At 58.0% G+C, this 15,024-nt stretch carries 12 protein-coding genes; 7 read left to right on the top strand and 5 right to left on the bottom strand.

The window, feature by feature from the left end; translation table 11 throughout:
* Positions 1 to 2 precede the first annotated feature (2 nt).
* Positions 3 to 1,532: a hypothetical protein gene (locus DWQ09_01740; GenBank protein KAA3630080.1), complete on the top strand. Its 1,530-nt coding sequence runs from the start codon at positions 3 to 5 to the stop codon at positions 1,530 to 1,532.
* A gap of 129 nt (positions 1,533 to 1,661) precedes the next feature.
* Positions 1,662 to 4,025 (top strand): cation-transporting P-type ATPase, encoded by a 2,364-nt coding sequence (locus tag DWQ09_01735; protein ID KAA3630079.1) that lies wholly within the window; start codon positions 1,662 to 1,664, stop codon positions 4,023 to 4,025.
* Between the two features lie 184 nt (positions 4,026 to 4,209).
* Here the strand turns inward: DWQ09_01735 and DWQ09_01730 are convergent, their stop codons facing one another.
* The 4 genes from DWQ09_01730 to DWQ09_01715 all read right to left on the bottom strand — a co-directional run bounded on the left by DWQ09_01730 (position 4,210) and on the right by DWQ09_01715 (position 8,835).
* Positions 4,210 to 4,935, bottom strand: coding sequence for a DsbA family protein (locus DWQ09_01730; protein ID KAA3630078.1), 726 nt, complete (start codon positions 4,933 to 4,935; stop codon positions 4,210 to 4,212).
* A 139-nt stretch (positions 4,936 to 5,074) separates the two neighbouring features.
* Positions 5,075 to 6,499 carry a MipA/OmpV family protein gene (locus DWQ09_01725; protein KAA3630077.1) on the bottom strand — a complete coding sequence of 475 codons (1,425 nt, stop codon included), beginning with the start codon at positions 6,497 to 6,499 and terminating at the stop codon, positions 5,075 to 5,077.
* An 828-nt stretch (positions 6,500 to 7,327) separates the two neighbouring features.
* Positions 7,328 to 7,864 (bottom strand): hypothetical protein, encoded by a 537-nt coding sequence (locus DWQ09_01720; protein ID KAA3630076.1) that lies wholly within the window; start codon positions 7,862 to 7,864, stop codon positions 7,328 to 7,330.
* A 461-nt stretch (positions 7,865 to 8,325) separates the two neighbouring features.
* Positions 8,326 to 8,835 (bottom strand): hypothetical protein, encoded by a 510-nt coding sequence (locus DWQ09_01715; protein KAA3630075.1) that lies wholly within the window; start codon positions 8,833 to 8,835, stop codon positions 8,326 to 8,328.
* Between the two features lie 326 nt (positions 8,836 to 9,161).
* Here DWQ09_01715 and DWQ09_01710 point away from each other — a divergent pair, with 326 nt between their 5' ends.
* Both DWQ09_01710 and DWQ09_01705 read left to right on the top strand, forming a co-directional pair.
* Positions 9,162 to 9,452 (top strand): hypothetical protein, encoded by a 291-nt coding sequence (locus tag DWQ09_01710; protein KAA3630074.1) that lies wholly within the window; start codon positions 9,162 to 9,164, stop codon positions 9,450 to 9,452.
* Positions 9,386 to 9,499, top strand: coding sequence for a hypothetical protein (locus DWQ09_01705; protein ID KAA3630073.1), 114 nt, complete (start codon positions 9,386 to 9,388; stop codon positions 9,497 to 9,499). The genes DWQ09_01710 and DWQ09_01705 overlap by 67 nt, the downstream gene beginning before the upstream one ends.
* A 24-nt stretch (positions 9,500 to 9,523) precedes the next feature.
* On the opposite strand, the gene DWQ09_01700 is transcribed toward DWQ09_01705, so the two are convergent.
* Positions 9,524 to 12,178, bottom strand: coding sequence for a phosphoenolpyruvate carboxylase (locus tag DWQ09_01700; protein KAA3630072.1), 2,655 nt, complete (start codon positions 12,176 to 12,178; stop codon positions 9,524 to 9,526).
* 338 nt (positions 12,179 to 12,516) lie between these two features.
* Here DWQ09_01700 and DWQ09_01695 point away from each other — a divergent pair, with 338 nt between their 5' ends.
* The 3 genes from DWQ09_01695 to DWQ09_01685 all read left to right on the top strand — a co-directional run bounded on the left by DWQ09_01695 (position 12,517) and on the right by DWQ09_01685 (position 15,017).
* Entirely contained in the window at positions 12,517 to 13,650 is a 1,134-nt protein-coding gene (locus tag DWQ09_01695; GenBank protein KAA3630071.1) for a PQQ-dependent sugar dehydrogenase, read from the top strand.
* Between the two features lie 174 nt (positions 13,651 to 13,824).
* Positions 13,825 to 14,826: a metal-dependent hydrolase gene (locus DWQ09_01690; protein ID KAA3630070.1), complete on the top strand. Its 1,002-nt coding sequence runs from the start codon at positions 13,825 to 13,827 to the stop codon at positions 14,824 to 14,826.
* Positions 14,823 to 15,017, top strand: coding sequence for a hypothetical protein (locus DWQ09_01685; GenBank protein ID KAA3630069.1), 195 nt, complete (start codon positions 14,823 to 14,825; stop codon positions 15,015 to 15,017). The genes DWQ09_01690 and DWQ09_01685 overlap by 4 nt, the downstream gene beginning before the upstream one ends.
* Positions 15,018 to 15,024 lie beyond the last annotated feature (7 nt).

The raw sequence follows: 15,024 nt of genomic DNA, 5'->3' as shown, positions 1-15,024 counted from the left end.
CAATGAGTATTGCCAGCACACTAGTTCAGAACACACCGATCTTCGGCAAGATGTTCACCGTCGACAAGAGCACCGGGCTTGAAGAAATCAATGCCTGGCCGGCCCTGATGATCATGACATCGTTCGTCTGGCTGGCCGTCGCCGGTGTGCTCGGCTTCGTCATGCCGGCGACGCAGATCTTCGAGCTCAACACCGATCTGTACTATACAACCATGACGCTCCACGCCGCGGCGCTCGTCTTTCCCTTCTCGTTCCAGCTCATGGCGGGAGTCGGGCTGCACCGGGTAGCCGGTTGCGTCGGTAAACCGATCACCGGCTGGCTGCCGGCAATGGTGTACATCACGATGAATCTCGGTGCAGCGATTCTCACCGTCGCCGTGCTGATGGGCCTGAAGGTCAGTTTCATCGTCATGTACCCGTTACCCCTGGTGGGTGCGCAGATGGGCGTCTGGAGCATGAACTCGGTGATCGTGGGCTTCACCGGCATCTACCTGGTGCTGGCCTGCATGATCCTGTTCTACCCACTGCTCGTGCTCAAAGTGATGTTTTTCGGCAAGAAGCGCCAGGAACTCTTACTCTCGCCACGTTCTCTGAACGATCCCGGCATGCTGGGCATGATCCTCGCCACACTGGTACTGTTGGTCACGGGTGCCCCGCTGGTGGTGGTCGGCACGACACTGGTGGCCGCGCTGTACGGGATCATCCCGATGTCCATGGCCGCCTGGGCGGCCGAGCCGGTGGTGTTCCAGTACAGCTTTTACATCTTCGCCCACAACCTGATGGAGGTGATGGCGCTGATGGTGACGAGCGCGATGTACGCGACGCTGCCGCTCTACCTCGCCGACGGTACGCGCAAGCTGTTTAGCAACAAGCTTGCCAATCTGGCGTTGTGGATCCTGCTGCTCACCTCGGTCACCTCGTTCCTGCACCACTTCATCACCCTGAGCCCCAATCAGCCGGTCGTGCTCTCCTACTGGGGCAATATCATGAGCTGGGGTACCGGCATCGGCGCGGCGATCACCATCTTCACCGTCTTCGCCACGATCTGGAAGCACGGCCTGCGGCCGGAGCCGGGCATTATCACAGTGCTGGTAGGTTGGCTGCTCTATATCCTCGACGGCGCCAGCGCAATGGTGACCTCGAACGTCGCCTGGGCGTACGTACTGCATGGCACGATGTGGCAGAGCGGCCATACCATGACGGTGATCGCGGCGATGTCCGCCATGTGGCTGGGGGTGCTCTATCACCACTACCCGGTGATCACGGGGCGTAAGCTCGATCCCGTGCTGGGGTCCTGGTTCGTCAAGCTCTTTACGATCGGCGGCGTAGGTGCGGCCCTGTCGATGCTGGCGGCCGGTTCCGCCGGCATGCCGCGGCGTTTCGCCGATTGGAACCAGGAGGGTTGGATGCTTTACGGCAATCTGATCGTAATCTTCGGGCTGATCCTGGGCGCATCTCTGGTCGTCTATGCCTACAATCTGATGAAGTCTCGCGAGATTTCCACGCCCCTGGGTGAGCAGGTACCGGCGTAGATCTCCAGCGCAAGATCTGTAACCCTATGAGAGCGTCCGCAGCGATGCGGACGCTCTGTTGTTTTGCACACCACCGACAGTCCCAGCAGCGGAGAGACGACGCTGCGCACTGACCTCACGAGGACCGTCATGCCTTGCACGCTTTGCGGCCTGCCCACGCCCAACCCGCCGATACGTGATGACGCGCACGAGTTCTGCTGTTATGGCTGCCGTGAGGTGTATCGCTGCTTCGGTGAGGCCGTGTTCGCAGCGCAGCGACAACGGACCCCTGATGCAGCACCTGCCGTTCAGGGGCAGGATGCCTATCTGTGGATCGATGGCATGCACTGCGCCTCCTGCGAGTTCCTTATCGAAAGAATCGCGCTGAAGGCCCGCGGTGTGCTCGCGGCGGTTTCAAGCTACGCCACCTCGACGGCAAAGATTACCTACGACCCTGACCAGATAAGCGAGGCTGAGCTGCCCACGCTTCTCAACCGCTCGGGCTACCATGCCCGGCTGCGCGATGAGGCGGCACCGGAGTACGACGAGCGACCGGATCTGCTGCGGATGCTGACGGGCGGCACCCTGGCATCCTTCGTCATGATGTTGTCGTTCCTGTTCATCTACCCCATCCATGCCGGTTTTGCGGTGCCGGCCGATTACGAGGCGATCAGCTGGGTGGCCTTCCAGGTGACGCCCATCGCCCTGTTTGTGTTGAGCACCATCGTCGTTTTCTACGTCGGTTTGCCCATCCTGCGCGGGGCATGGACGGGCGTGCGCGCCGGTCTGTTGAACATGGATTGCCTGGTTGCGCTCTCATTCCTCTCGGCCTATGGCTATAGCGTGGTTCAATTGTTCCACGATCCCATCGATCTCTATTTCGAAGTGGCAAGCACGCTGGTCGCGGTGGTGACCATCGGCCGCTACCTTGAGCGCCGCGTGCGCGTGCGCGCCACCCAGGCACTCAACACCATCATGCAGGCCTGGTCGCCCGAGGCCTGCGTGCGGCGCGGTGGCCAGTACGTCGTCTGCAAACTGGATGATCTGCTCCCCGGCGATCGCGTGCTGGTGCGTCAGGGGGAGACCATTCCCGTCGACGGCACCCTCGTCGTCGGCCAGGGCGCGATTGACGAATCACTCATGACCGGTGAGCCGTTTCCGATGGCGCGTGGCGCGGGTGAACAGGTCATCGGCGGCAGTGTATTGCTCGAGGGCAATCTGGAAATAGAGACGGGACCACAGGTGGAGAGCCGCATGGCGAACCTGGCGCGCATCCTCTGGAACATGCAGAGTTCCAGTGCCGGTGTTCAAGGCCAAATAGACCGGCTCTCGCGTGTGTTCGTGCCCGCCGTGCTGGTGCTCGCGGCACTGGTGGGATTCGCGTTTTACATCAGCGGTGCCCCGCTCGAGAGGGCGTTGCTGGCGAGTCTGGCGACGCTCATTGTCTCCTGCCCGTGCACCTTCGGTCTGGCGATTCCGCTGACCACGGCGGCGTCCATCAGTTCGGCGCTGCACCGCGGCATCATCGTCACCAGCGCCGACCTGTTCGAGCAGGAGCCGCATATCGATATCGTCGCTATCGACAAGACAGGAACGCTCTCCAGCGGCGAGATGGCCGTGGTCGAGGTGGTCGGCCCACCCGAAATCGCCGTTCATGCCGCGGCTGTCGAGCGCTATTCACCGCACCCCGTTGCCCAGGCTATCGCGCGGTTGGATACGGGTCTCAACGCCAGCGATATTCAGACCCACCCGGGCCGCGGTGCGTTGGGCAATATCGGCGGCCGGCGCGTGGCGGTCGGCAGCCGGACGCTGTTTGCGACCCTGGGCTGGGCGATTCCGGAGCCGCTCGCGGCCCGCATCGAGCAGAGTTGTCACGGTGAAGGTGTGGTCTCCTATGTCGGCTGGGATGGTCGTGCCGAGGGTGCGATCCTGACTCGTGACCAGTCCCGCCCGAACTGGGAGCGGATCGCCGAACGGTTGCGCCGGCTCAGCCGCGTGGTGCTGCTGACCGGTGCCGAGCACCCCAACGGCTATCAGGCACATACCGATGAAGTCCACGCCGGAGTGCCGCCCGAGGCCAAGGCGGCCGTGGTCCGTCAGCTCAAGACCTGCGGCAGGGTGGCGATGATCGGCGACGGCAGCAACGACGCACCGGCCCTGGCCGAGGCCGATCTCGGCATCGCCTTCGGTGCACCGACGGCCTTGGCGGCCGAGGCGGCCGATATCGTTATCCCCGGAAAACAACTGGAGCGCGTGCTTGACGCCTTCAAGCTCATCAGCGTCACCCGTAACCGTATTCGACAGAATCTCGGTTGGGCGCTTGCCTACAACGGGGTGGCGATCCCGCTGGCGATGACGGGTTATCTCAACCCCTTGGCGGCCGCCCTTGCCATGTCGGTGAGTAGCATTCTGGTGGTGCTGAACGCCTCACGGCCAATACTCCGCGAAGACCCTGTCGAAGCCGAAAGCTCGCCCGTACCTGGCGCTCTGTCGAGGATCCGTTTTCCGGCGTGACGGGCGCAATATTGCTTCAGCGCAGCGGCCCGGGATTGACCAGAGGCAAAAAAGGCTTTGACCCCTTTAACAATTTTTCCACATCATGTGGTGCAGCGGGGAAACAAAAGACAGGTTGTTTTCGTGGAAAATAAATCTGCCCCCCCTTTCCCTCCTTTGCTTCGCGGGCATGGAGAGATTCGACTCACGCGGTGATCTCTTGCCGCAGCCGAGAGAGTATTTGCTCTGTCGTGACAAATCCCACGGCCAGCGGCTCTGTCTCGCCATGGCGCTCCAGCAGCAGCGTCGGAAAGGAGCGCACGCCCCATTGCCGGCAGCGAACGAATTCCTGCTGAACCGCCTGCCGGGCTTCTGGTGAATCGAACACGGCACGAAATTCGTCGAAATCCAGTGCCAGGCCGGCGCAGATGCTGGCGTAGAAGTCCACCACTTTGGGGTCTTGTCCCTCTACATAGAACTTGTGTTGAACCGCCGAGAAAAACTTCAACGCGATCGAGATCGGAAGGCGATTCCGGGCCTGGAGCAGCTTGATGGTCGCCACGGCGCGGCAGGCGGGCTCGGTATCATAGTCGAAATGCGGTGCCTCCAGTAGCGTGAAGCCGAAGGGCTGGCCGGTGGTCTGGGCGATTTGCCGCCATTCGTTGCGCAAAAAGTCCTTGAACTCCGCGTTCCACGGGTCGCCGCCGCCCACCCGCAGGCCGCCCATGGTGATCGAGAATTCGATGCCCTCCGCCTCGCAGAAGGCCTCTACTGCGCCGACGGTGGGCGAGATGCCCCAGCACCAGGAGCACATCGGATCGCCGATATAGTGGATGGCCCAGCCGCGGCGCGCAGCAGGTGCGGCGGAATCGACGGGCTTGTCCAGGTCGGGCAGCAGGCAAGCGCCCGTGACAGGATCGCACTTCATCATGGCCGGAGATTCCTTCGGGCAGTTGCCTGAGCAGATTCGCTTCGATGGAGACCACTGGGGTCAGTCTTGGTTGATACTACGCTTACTCCGAAACTGCTCCGACTGAAAGTTATAGGTTCCATATATCATACTTTTCATACTACCAATGGTATTGCAGATAAAGAGATAGATAGTTGCTGCCGCCCTTTATCCGCCCGAAGGCAGATGATGATTCAAATATGGAAGACCGATGGTGAATGCCGGCGCCAAGGTAGACTTCACGCATTGTGCCAACGCCAAAGGCGTCGCCCAGACTAAAATCGGCCGTGATGTCCATATAGTTCATGAGCTGACTGGAGCGATAGCCTTTTTTGTCCATCTCTCTTTGTTCAAGATTGCCAACGGTCTCAATGTAGGACAAACCCTCAGCCAGACCAATTCGCCAGCGCACCGGCCAGGTCATGTTGTAATAGGCCTTGATAGCCAGAATATATTCCCTGCTAGGCTGCTTGTTATAGGTGATTGTACAGGGATTAACACCGTCACAGGGGTTATTGCCAAGACCAACCGAGTCAGGCGTGTTGATGCCCTGCCCGGGTATCAGAGTCTGGCTGTAGGGGTTGGCGCCATGGTGATACACATAACCGGTAGTTATATAGAGATCGAGATCTTCAATTCCAAACAGACTGTCCGCGATTGGATGCCCATAAAAAAAAGATGTGAACTGATTGTTCTGCTCGTCATCCTCTACGTTAAACTCAATAATCTCCCCCACGTTTGATGGTGTTGCCCAGCCATGAGCGACCCGAATATAAGGTTTTGACATTAGTGACGGTGTTTTCCTGTTGGTTCTATCATTAAAGAAAGCGACCCCCATATAGACTTCACCGTAGGAGCCATCCTGGATGCTGATCGAGTTGCGGGTATTGCTATCCAGGACAGTATACTGAGCGCGACCGATAAGATAAAAATTGCTCACTACGTGATAACGCAACTCGCTACCCACTGTTATATCAAACCCGCTGCCGATTTTATTGTTTAAAGTACTGGATGGAGTAGCCGGATTGTTAAAGCCATCCAGACCATAGTAATAATTGTTGAAGTCAGCACTCTTGAAGCGCAGATCGACGTATGGAAACAATTCCCAGGAACCGGACTTCCAGTAATAACGTGTATTCAAGGAAGTGTAGTACCGACTATCCTGGTCGCGTAATATCTCAAAGTTGGCTTCAAAATTATCGTTAAAGTGATATTTTACTTGCCCGCCGATATCAAGCGCATTGCCCTGCACCAGGTTCTGATATTCCGCAGGAATGTCAAAATAGCGGTACTTTCCAAGCAGGCTGAATTGCCACGCATCGTTTTTATATATCTTTACACCACCGCTCAAACCGCGAATAAAAAATCGATCGCCGTCGTAATATAGAAGTGGGATCAGATCCCGAACGTTTTCTTCTTTTGCCTTAAGCGGGATGGTTGCGCTTCGTATGCCTATAGCGACACCCCAATTTTTCTCAGGGATGTCGTAGGCATAGCTCGACATGGAAAATGTAATAATTGCTATTCCTGCGGTTACTCTTTTCATTTCATATATGTCGGTGGAGATTCAGCATATGGGAAAATCCGGGCCAGAGAGCGCACGCTCTAGTATTGGTGCTGCCTCTACTGGAAATAATTGCTCTCTGACCCAGGCGGCTGAAACTGGCGGCTCGAAACTGTGGTCTGTCTCCGATTGTTTATCTATGGGCTGAATCCGTGGTTCTTTACTAGAACCTATCGCAGAATCTCCCGCGTGCTGTGTTGAGCCCCAGAGGTGCGCTGGGTAGGCCCGAAGGCGCAGCCAATAGCAACGCTATTGGCAAGTCGAGAACACCGCCAGCGCACCTCTGGGGCCAACCCGAAGGGCCGGGCGCTCGCGGCTCCAGCGCGGTGTTGCGGCTCGCTCATTGGGAATGACCCAACCACGCTCGCCGCGTTTGGCGCTGGAGCCACGAGCGACCGGCACAGCTCGCGGGGGATTTTGAGATAGGTTCTAATAGGCTATGAATAGTAAAAACGCACCAATTAACAGGTAAATACAGATAAAACTATAGTATAAAACCGGGCTATCTGTTTTAGCATAATAATTTGGTCGTAGACCTCTCGATCCAGCCATGATTTTGCCGGATATTAAACCCCAAATAGCCATACCTATTACTATAAGGCTTATGATTGTCAGAAGTAGAGGTGACATATATATGCTTATATTGTTGTGTGGGTGGTTACGATTAACCCCGGCCGCAGTCTGCGAAGCAGGCGAAGCTGTCTTTGAGTATTACGCATTTGCCAGTGTCCCATTAGCTTGAAAGCAACATATGGAATATTTATTCCCTCCGCCCCCTTTTTGTGCATTTTATAGCATCTTTTACAAACATTAGGTTTCGCCCAAGCTGACTGCGATAGTCCCAAGATCAGCTTGGCCATCCCAAGAAAAGACGATGCTCTTTTCGAAGTCATTAGCCGTAGCGTAAAGCTCCAACGGACGATACGCGAATTCCCTGCCATCGAATCTCCGCGAAGAAAACCCGGACATTGACAATACCAGCTCGTAGCCGCAGATCTTGAATCCGATACCGGTAAGTCTGCCATGGCCAGAGATGATCGCCTGGATCGCGAGCCCGCTCGGCCCTTTGAACTCATGCCCCTTTGACCTGCACACGTATAGCCCCTGCCCATCGGGAAACTGCGTACCCGAGAAGAGAATGTCCAACCAGTACTTCGGTATGGATAGATCGGCGTGGCGATCGAGAACGAAAGAGTTCGAGCTTGCGAGACCACACAAAGCTTTCAGTAACCACCGCTCAAGATCATGGCCACTGAATAGATGTAGACGCCTCTGTTTACTTCCCGCTGCACCGCGCTCATCGAAAGCTTGAAAGATACTTAGAGCTATTGCATCAAGAGTTGCCAATGCCGAATTGTGCCTCTCGCAAAGTACCTTCGAAGCCAATGAGTTTGGACTCAATTTCTTGCTCTCGTCACCGGTCCAAGAGAGCCCTGATACTGTCAAAGCACCTTCGGAATCTAGTAACTTGAGCAGAACTTCTGAAACGTAGTGCTCTCTAGAAATTCCCGATCCGCAGTCATTCAACTGGGCTGCATAGCACCGCTCAACTTGATTCCCGGTAGCGGCTCCGGGTGGGCTTGATGAAACCGGTTGTTTGACTAAACCGCGAGAAGTGAGGCAGCACTTCTCGGCTGGCGACGCCGACCCACACGGACAAGGCGCATCGGGGAGTATAGCGAAACGAACTTGCCCACCAACTACGGTTCTGAACGGTTTTCCCACGACGTTGATCGGTGAAACCTAACGCCGTGCTAGTTCACGCCGCTTTGCGGCGCCCCAGCAGCCGAAGGCTGCGAATTGAGCACCTAGTTATGAGTTTCAATGCTTGGGTACACCCCTGCCAATGTAAAGGAACAGCCCAGAACAAATAGAAAGGCGGAGCTGTATTTAAGGCCTTTGTACGCGATATTAAGCAACTTAAACAAAAAATCCCCGATTCCACTTATGAATGATAGCGGCCTATTTTCGGTATAAAACTTGTCTGAATGATCTTGCCTGCGGTATCTGTCTCTGGAAGCATTGAACTCAGCAACTAGTTTCATTAGTAGAAGTAAAACTATGGCCAAAACAAAAGAAAAGCTGCCATAGAATTGATAAATAGTAGGGGTATCATTGCTTGTTAAGAAGCCAATTGTAATTGTTGCCGCCGCTGAGTTTGCGAGCCACAGAGTTTTCTCAAACTCATTTATGGCTTGGCTCTCTGCATCTCTAGACCTATCAAAATCATTTTTCAGCCAAGCTTTAACTTCATCGAGCTTTCCTGCTTTATCTAAATCTCGAGGTGTCAGATTTTCAGGTTCCATTTTATTACTCATAACAGTTTTTTCAACGGAACAATTCAGATATCTCCCGCGCAGTCTATTTCTGACAACGCCGAAAAAATCCCCAAGCATTCTACGAGATGGAATTACAGTCAGAGAATTATACGGAAGTGTTCCAGCTAATTCCCTGCCGTCTATTTATTATGTCCAAAAGAGAACATATCCCTATCGCTTTGAAGATTCAATGGTTTTTCCGTCGCCAAAATTGCTGTCCTGGAAATATACGGAACGATTCCATTGAACTGGGTAGATTTGAACCTTCCCGACTCAGATCCCAGTCGTATTGCTGTCAATAACATCGGTATTCGGAGAAGCATGTCATGGACGATATCCCTATACCCTTGAACAGGGAAAAGAGTCCTTTCTTGCGACAAGTTCGCGCGGTAATTCGAGAGCGTGGGCTGGCCTGTAAAACCCAAAAAACCTACCTGAATTGGATCAGAAAGTTCATCTGTTTCCATGACAAGAAACACCCGGTGGATTTAGGAGAGCAGCAGGTTTCGAAGTTTTTGTCGGACCTGGAAACCTCAGGGTCTGTCCCCGACTGTTTTCGATTCAGGAATTGCTGGGGCACTCCAACGTCGCAACCACCGAGATATATACACATGTAGTCAAATGCGGTGGAAGGGGCGTGATCAGCCCTGTGGATTCGGTTTGATCGCGTATTGTCGGGATGGCCGGACTACCCTGTATTGCGCATCCCTGCGGCGATTCCCGCAATGGTCACCAGCAATGCATCCTGCAACCGTGGATCGGCGTTTTTCCCTTGCTCGCGCACGGCGCTGAGCAGTTCCACCTGCATGAGGTTGAGCGCGTCGGCGTAGGGGTTTCGCACCTGGATGGAGCGCAGCAGGTCCGGGTTTCCCTGCAACGGTTCCTGATGCCCGATGACATCGAGTACGGCCTGGCGCGTGTGGAAAAAACGCCGGCGCAGCGAACCGCCCAGCGGCTGCAGCTCAGCGGGCACCAGCCCGGCGTCGTAGCAGGCGGCGATATTGGGGTCGGCCTTGGCGATCACCATCTCGACGAGATTGAGGGTGGCGGCGAAGAACGGCCACTCGGTGATCATCTCGGTGAGTTTCGGGCCCAGTCCGTTGTCGAGCGCTTCGCGCAGCGCCACACCCACGCCCAGCCACGCCGGCAGCAGCAGGCGGTTCTGCGTCCAGGCGAATATCCACGGAATGGCGCGCAGGCTTTCGATACCGCCTTCGGCGCGGCGGCGCGCAGGGCGGCTGCCGATGGCCAGTTCGCCCAGTTCCTGTTCCGGCGTGGCGGCGCGAAAGTAAGGCACGAACTGTGGAGTGTCGCGCACGATTTCGCGATAGCCGCCAACGGAGTCGTCCGCCAGTTGCTGGATCAGTTCACGCCATTCGGCCTTGGGTTCCGGAGGCGGTACCAGCGTCGCTTCCAGCACCGCCGAGGTGTAGCTCTCCAGCGTGCGCAGCGCCAGCCGTGGCAGGCCGAACTTGGTGCGGATCATCTCGCCCTGTTCGGTGACGCGCAGATTGCCGTTCACCGATCCGGGGGGCTGTGACAGTATCGCCGCGTGTGCGGGCGCACCGCCGCGGCCGGCCGAACCGCCACGGCCGTGAAAGAGACGCAAGCGCACGCCGTGACGCCGGCAGACCGTGGTGAGCTGTTCCTGCGCGCGATACTGCGCCCACGCGGCCATCAGCAGCCCGGCATCCTTGGCGGAATCGGAGTAACCGATCATCACCTCCTGAAAATCGCCGATGCGCGAGCGGTAGGCGGGCAACGAGAGCAGTCGGTCGATGCTGTCGGCCGCCTGCTCCAGATCGTCCAGTGTTTCAAAGAGCGGTACCACCGGCATGGGATGCGCCAGCCGCGCCTCTTTCTGCAACAACGCCACTTCGAGCACGTCGGAGGGATCGGTGGCCATGGAGATGATGTAACTGCCCAGCGTCTCTTCGCCGCGGTCGGCGAGCATGGTGAAGGTGTCGAGCACCTCCTGGACTTCGGGATTGGCCGGCAGATCGGGCGGAATCAACGGGCGGCGGTTGTCGAGTTCGGAAAGCAGCCACTGCTGGCGGCGCTCTTCGCCCCATCTGTTGTAGGTACCCAGACCGAGATGTTCGGTGATGGTATTGAAGACATCGCTGTGGCGCGTCGATTCCTGGCGGATGTCGAGGCGCATCAGCGTGGTGCCGAAGCAGACCGTCCGGCGGATCGTATCGAGCAGCTTGCCGTCGGCGACGCGCCCGGCACCCACCTCGTGCAGGGAGCGGTAGCAGAGCAGCAACGGTTCCAGCAGCTGCTCGCGGGTGAGATAGGGACGCGGGCCGGGATGTTGGGTGCGGTCGATGCGCGCCTCGGCCCAGTCGCGGGTGGCGGCGAGGCGGTCGCGCACCTCGCGCAGCAGTTCGCGGTAGGGTTCGGGGCAATCGCCGACCCGTGCGCGCAGCTCATCGCTCGCCTTGCGCATCGAGAGTTCGGCGCGCAGCACGCTGATATCGCGCCAATAGAGATCCGCCGCCATCCAGCGCGCCAGCAGGCTCACCTCGCGGGTCACGTCGGGCGTGACGTTGGGATTGCCGTCGCGATCGCCACCCATCCAGCTGCCAAAGCGCACCGGTGCAAGATCCAGCGGCAGCGATTCACCGGTGTGTGCGCGCACCAGCCGGTCGAGTTTGCGCAGATAGCGCGGCACCGCCTGCCACAGCACCGTCTCGATCACGGCGAAGCCCCACTTCGCCTCTTCGACCGGCGTCGGACGCTTACGGCGGATCTCGTCGGTCAGCCAGTAGGCGCTGATCTCGCGGCGCAACTCGTCGATGATCAGGCGTTGCGGTTCACCGGTACGTCGCGCCAGTTCCAGCGCTTCCAGTTGCGCAGCGATATTGTTGTCCTTGCGGATCAGCGTGCGGCGTTTGACCTCGGTCGGGTGAGCGGTGAGCACCAATTCGATGTTGAGGTTGCGCAATGTCTGCAGTAGCCGTTCGGAAGTGATGCCTGATTTCAGCAGACGCCCCAGACAGGCATCCAGCGCCGCAGGGTCTTGCGCCTCGGCGATTACCTGACCGTAGGGGCGCGCGCCGTGCGCCTGTTCGGCGATGTTGGCGAGATTGAGAAACTGTGTGAACGCGCGCGCCACCGACAGCACCTCCTGCGGCGCGAGTTCCGAGATGATGTCGTGCAGTGCGCTGCGATCGTAACCCTTGGCTTCGTGAATTGCCTTGGCCTGCTTGCGCACGGCCTCGACCTTGTCGAATACCTCGCGACCGGCCTGTTCGATGAGCGTTTCCCCGAGCAGTTCGCCGAGCAGGCGTACGTCATCGCGCAACGAGGTGATGGGATTGTGTTCCGGGTCGTCCTTCATGCCTGTAATTTACGCGTAGTACTGTGGCTAGCGCAATTTGGAGGCTGGGGAGGATTCGCCACTCTCGCCAATCCGGCAGGAAACGCCAGAAAACCATCAATTGTGCCATCAATCGGCTGTGCGCGATGATGTTCAGCATTAGCGGCCGTGTTTTCATCTGCACGCCTGGCGTCTTGGCGGCATAAAAAGAGTTGCCAAGGTGGAAGAGCGGTATCGGGCAGCCAGTTCAACCTGATTTCATCCTATCCGTATCGTCGCCATCCGCAATATCGGGCAAGTTTGACCACCGGTGTAGGCTGGTCCAGAATTTCTTCACCTTCAAAGGACGAACAGAGACGATGAAGTCGCTACGCCCGGCGTGGGTATTGCTGGTTGTTGCCTCCCTGGCGGGTTCCGGCTGCGTCGAGGCCGCCAAGGTGCAGCACACGCAACAGGCGACCTTCGAGGTGGTGGCCGTCGCCGACAATCTCGAACATCCCTGGGGCATGGCCTTTCTTCCGGATGGCGCCCTGCTGGTCACCGAGCGCCCGGGGCGGTTGCGCCTGATCAGCGCCGCCGGGGTGCTGCAGCCGCAGCCCATCGCCGGCGTGCCGGAGGTGGTGGCACGCGGGCAGGGCGGGCTGCTCGACGTCGCACTGCACCCCGATTTCAGGACCAACCGCCTGCTCTATCTCAGCTACGCGGGCCGCGGTCCCGACGGCGTCAATACCGAGGTGGTGCGTGCGCGCTTCGACGGGCGGCGTCTTCATGACGCTCGGGTGATCTTCCGCGCCCTGCCGAAAACCGGCGGCAGCAATCACTACGGCAGCCGTTTGTTGTTCGATCGCGATGGCTATCTCTTCGTCACCCTGGGTGACCGTTACAACTACCGCGATCGCGCGCAGTCGATCGAGGATCACCTGGGCACCATCGTGCGCCTGCACGGCGACGGTGGGGTGCCGGCGGACAATCCCTTCGTCGACCGTCCCGGCGCCCAGCCGGAAATCTACAGCTACGGCCATCGCAATGTGCAAGGCATAGCGCTGCGCCCGGGCACCAACACGGTCTGGGCCCATGAGCACGGACCGCGCGGCGGTGACGAGGTCAACATCCTGAGGCCCGGCGCCAACTATGGCTGGCCGGCCATCACCTACGGCATCGACTACTCCGGTTTCAAGATCTCTGACTTGACCGAGGCGCCGGGCATGGAGCAGCCGGTGGTCTACTGGGATCCCTCCATCGCGCCTTCGGGTATGGCGTTTTATAGCGGCACGCAATTCCCGCAATGGCAGGGCGATCTCTTCGTCGGGGCGTTGGCGAAACGGCATCTGCGCCGTCTCGAACTCCAGGGTGACAAAGTGGTCGCGCAGGAGGTGCTGCTCGGGGAGTTGCGCGAGCGCATCCGCGATGTGCGTTCGGGGCCCGACGGTTTTCTTTACCTGCTGACCGACAGCTCGAACGGTAAGTTATGGCGGCTCGAACCGCGCGATTGAGAACGTTTTTCGGAATCCTGGACGTCTTGCACATCGGCAACCCCAATGAGCGGTGTACCTTGCGTGCACGAACCGTTTACACTGCTGGTGAAGTCTATTCTGAACAGGATGCCCCGATTGGAAGTTTTGCCCGCTGTGTTTGGTCGCCGAATCCCCACATAAAGTAACCCATTCATGGATCCCGTTTCACAGGGCGTCCTGGGCGCCGTGTTTGCCCAGACGCGCGGCCCAAAACAGGGTTTGGCCAAAGCCGCCGTTATCGGCGCCATCGCGGGAATGGCGGCGGATCTGGATATACTGATCAAGTCATCCGCCGATCCGCTGCTGGCGGTCGAGTTTCATCGCCACTTCACCCATTCGCTGTTGTTCATCCCGATCGGTGGTTTGCTGTGCAGCCTGCTGCTGTACCCGATACTGGGTAAACGCTGGCGGCTGAGTTACGCACAAACCCTGATGTGGAGCATCATCGGTTATGCCACTCATGGTTTGCTGGACGGGTGCACGACTTACGGCACCAAGCTGTTGTGGCCGCTCAGCGACCAACGCTACTCCCTGGATATCATCTCCATCGTGGATCCGCTGTTCACCGTCCCGCTGTTGGTGTTGGTGTCGTGCGCGGCGATTACCAGGTCGAGGCAATACGTCAAATGGGCGATGCTCTGGGGTGCCGTCTATTTATCTATCGGCTACCTGCAGCACGAGCGAGCCGAGGCCATTGGTTTTGAGGTGGCGCAGAGCCGCGGGCATCAGGTGTTGCGCCTGGAAGCCAAACCCAGTTTTGGCAATCTGGCGGTGTGGAAGGTGGTGTACGAAACCGCCGACAGATTCTATGTGGATGCGGTCAAGCCCTCGTTTTCAGAACCGACAATTTGGCCAGGTGACAGTGTTTTGAAACTCAATGCCGGCCGTGATTTTCCGTGGCTCAGCCCGGAGTCGCAGCAGGCGCTCGATATTGAGCGCTTTAGCGAGTCGTCGGCTGGGTATATCGCTGTCGATCCGCGCAATGGGCAGCGTATCGGTGACGTGCGTTATTCGATGCTGCCGCAGAAGATCGCGCCCCTCTGGGGTGTCGAATTGTCGCCGACCGCAGGTGCTGACGATCACGTGGCTTTTTATGCACAACGTGACAATGCCCGGGCGGCGCTAAAACGCGTGGCGCGTATGATTTTTGAGTGAATCTCCGCCCGTTGTCGATTGATGACCTCGGTTTGCACATTGGTATTCCAGGCCTGTTCGCTGGATTGCTGGACCGCGGACTGCTTTACTCGATGGTGGGCGGGCGCGGGATCGATGAGTTGCTCGCGCGCACGCAGTGGCGAAGCTGCATCCGCGCGCACGTGATATTCGGTATCACACGAGTTAGGTAAAAGTTGG

It is taken from the genome of Pseudomonadota bacterium, assembly GCA_008501635.1.
Lineage (GTDB): Bacteria > Pseudomonadota > Gammaproteobacteria > QQUJ01 > QQUJ01 > QQUJ01.
Note: the sequence above shows the minus strand (reverse complement) of the source record. Positions and strands in the feature narration are given on the sequence as shown.

Excerpts from the sequence above, each read along its gene's own strand:
- DWQ09_01710 (KAA3630074.1), top strand. The coding sequence starts at position 9,162 with ATGGACGATATCCCTATACCCTTGAACAGGGAAAAGAGTCCTTTCTTG.
- DWQ09_01735 (KAA3630079.1), top strand. The coding sequence starts at position 1,662 with ATGCCTTGCACGCTTTGCGGCCTGCCCACGCCCAACCCGCCGATACGT.
- DWQ09_01740 (KAA3630080.1), top strand. The coding sequence starts at position 3 with ATGAGTATTGCCAGCACACTAGTTCAGAACACACCGATCTTCGGCAAG.
- DWQ09_01725 (KAA3630077.1), bottom strand. The coding sequence starts at position 6,499 with ATGAAAAGAGTAACCGCAGGAATAGCAATTATTACATTTTCCATGTCG.
- DWQ09_01690 (KAA3630070.1), top strand. The coding sequence starts at position 13,825 with ATGGATCCCGTTTCACAGGGCGTCCTGGGCGCCGTGTTTGCCCAGACG.
- DWQ09_01695 (KAA3630071.1), top strand. The coding sequence starts at position 12,517 with ATGAAGTCGCTACGCCCGGCGTGGGTATTGCTGGTTGTTGCCTCCCTG.
- DWQ09_01730 (KAA3630078.1), bottom strand. The coding sequence starts at position 4,935 with ATGATGAAGTGCGATCCTGTCACGGGCGCTTGCCTGCTGCCCGACCTG.
- DWQ09_01715 (KAA3630075.1), bottom strand. The coding sequence starts at position 8,835 with ATGAGTAATAAAATGGAACCTGAAAATCTGACACCTCGAGATTTAGAT.
- DWQ09_01700 (KAA3630072.1), bottom strand. The coding sequence starts at position 12,178 with ATGAAGGACGACCCGGAACACAATCCCATCACCTCGTTGCGCGATGAC.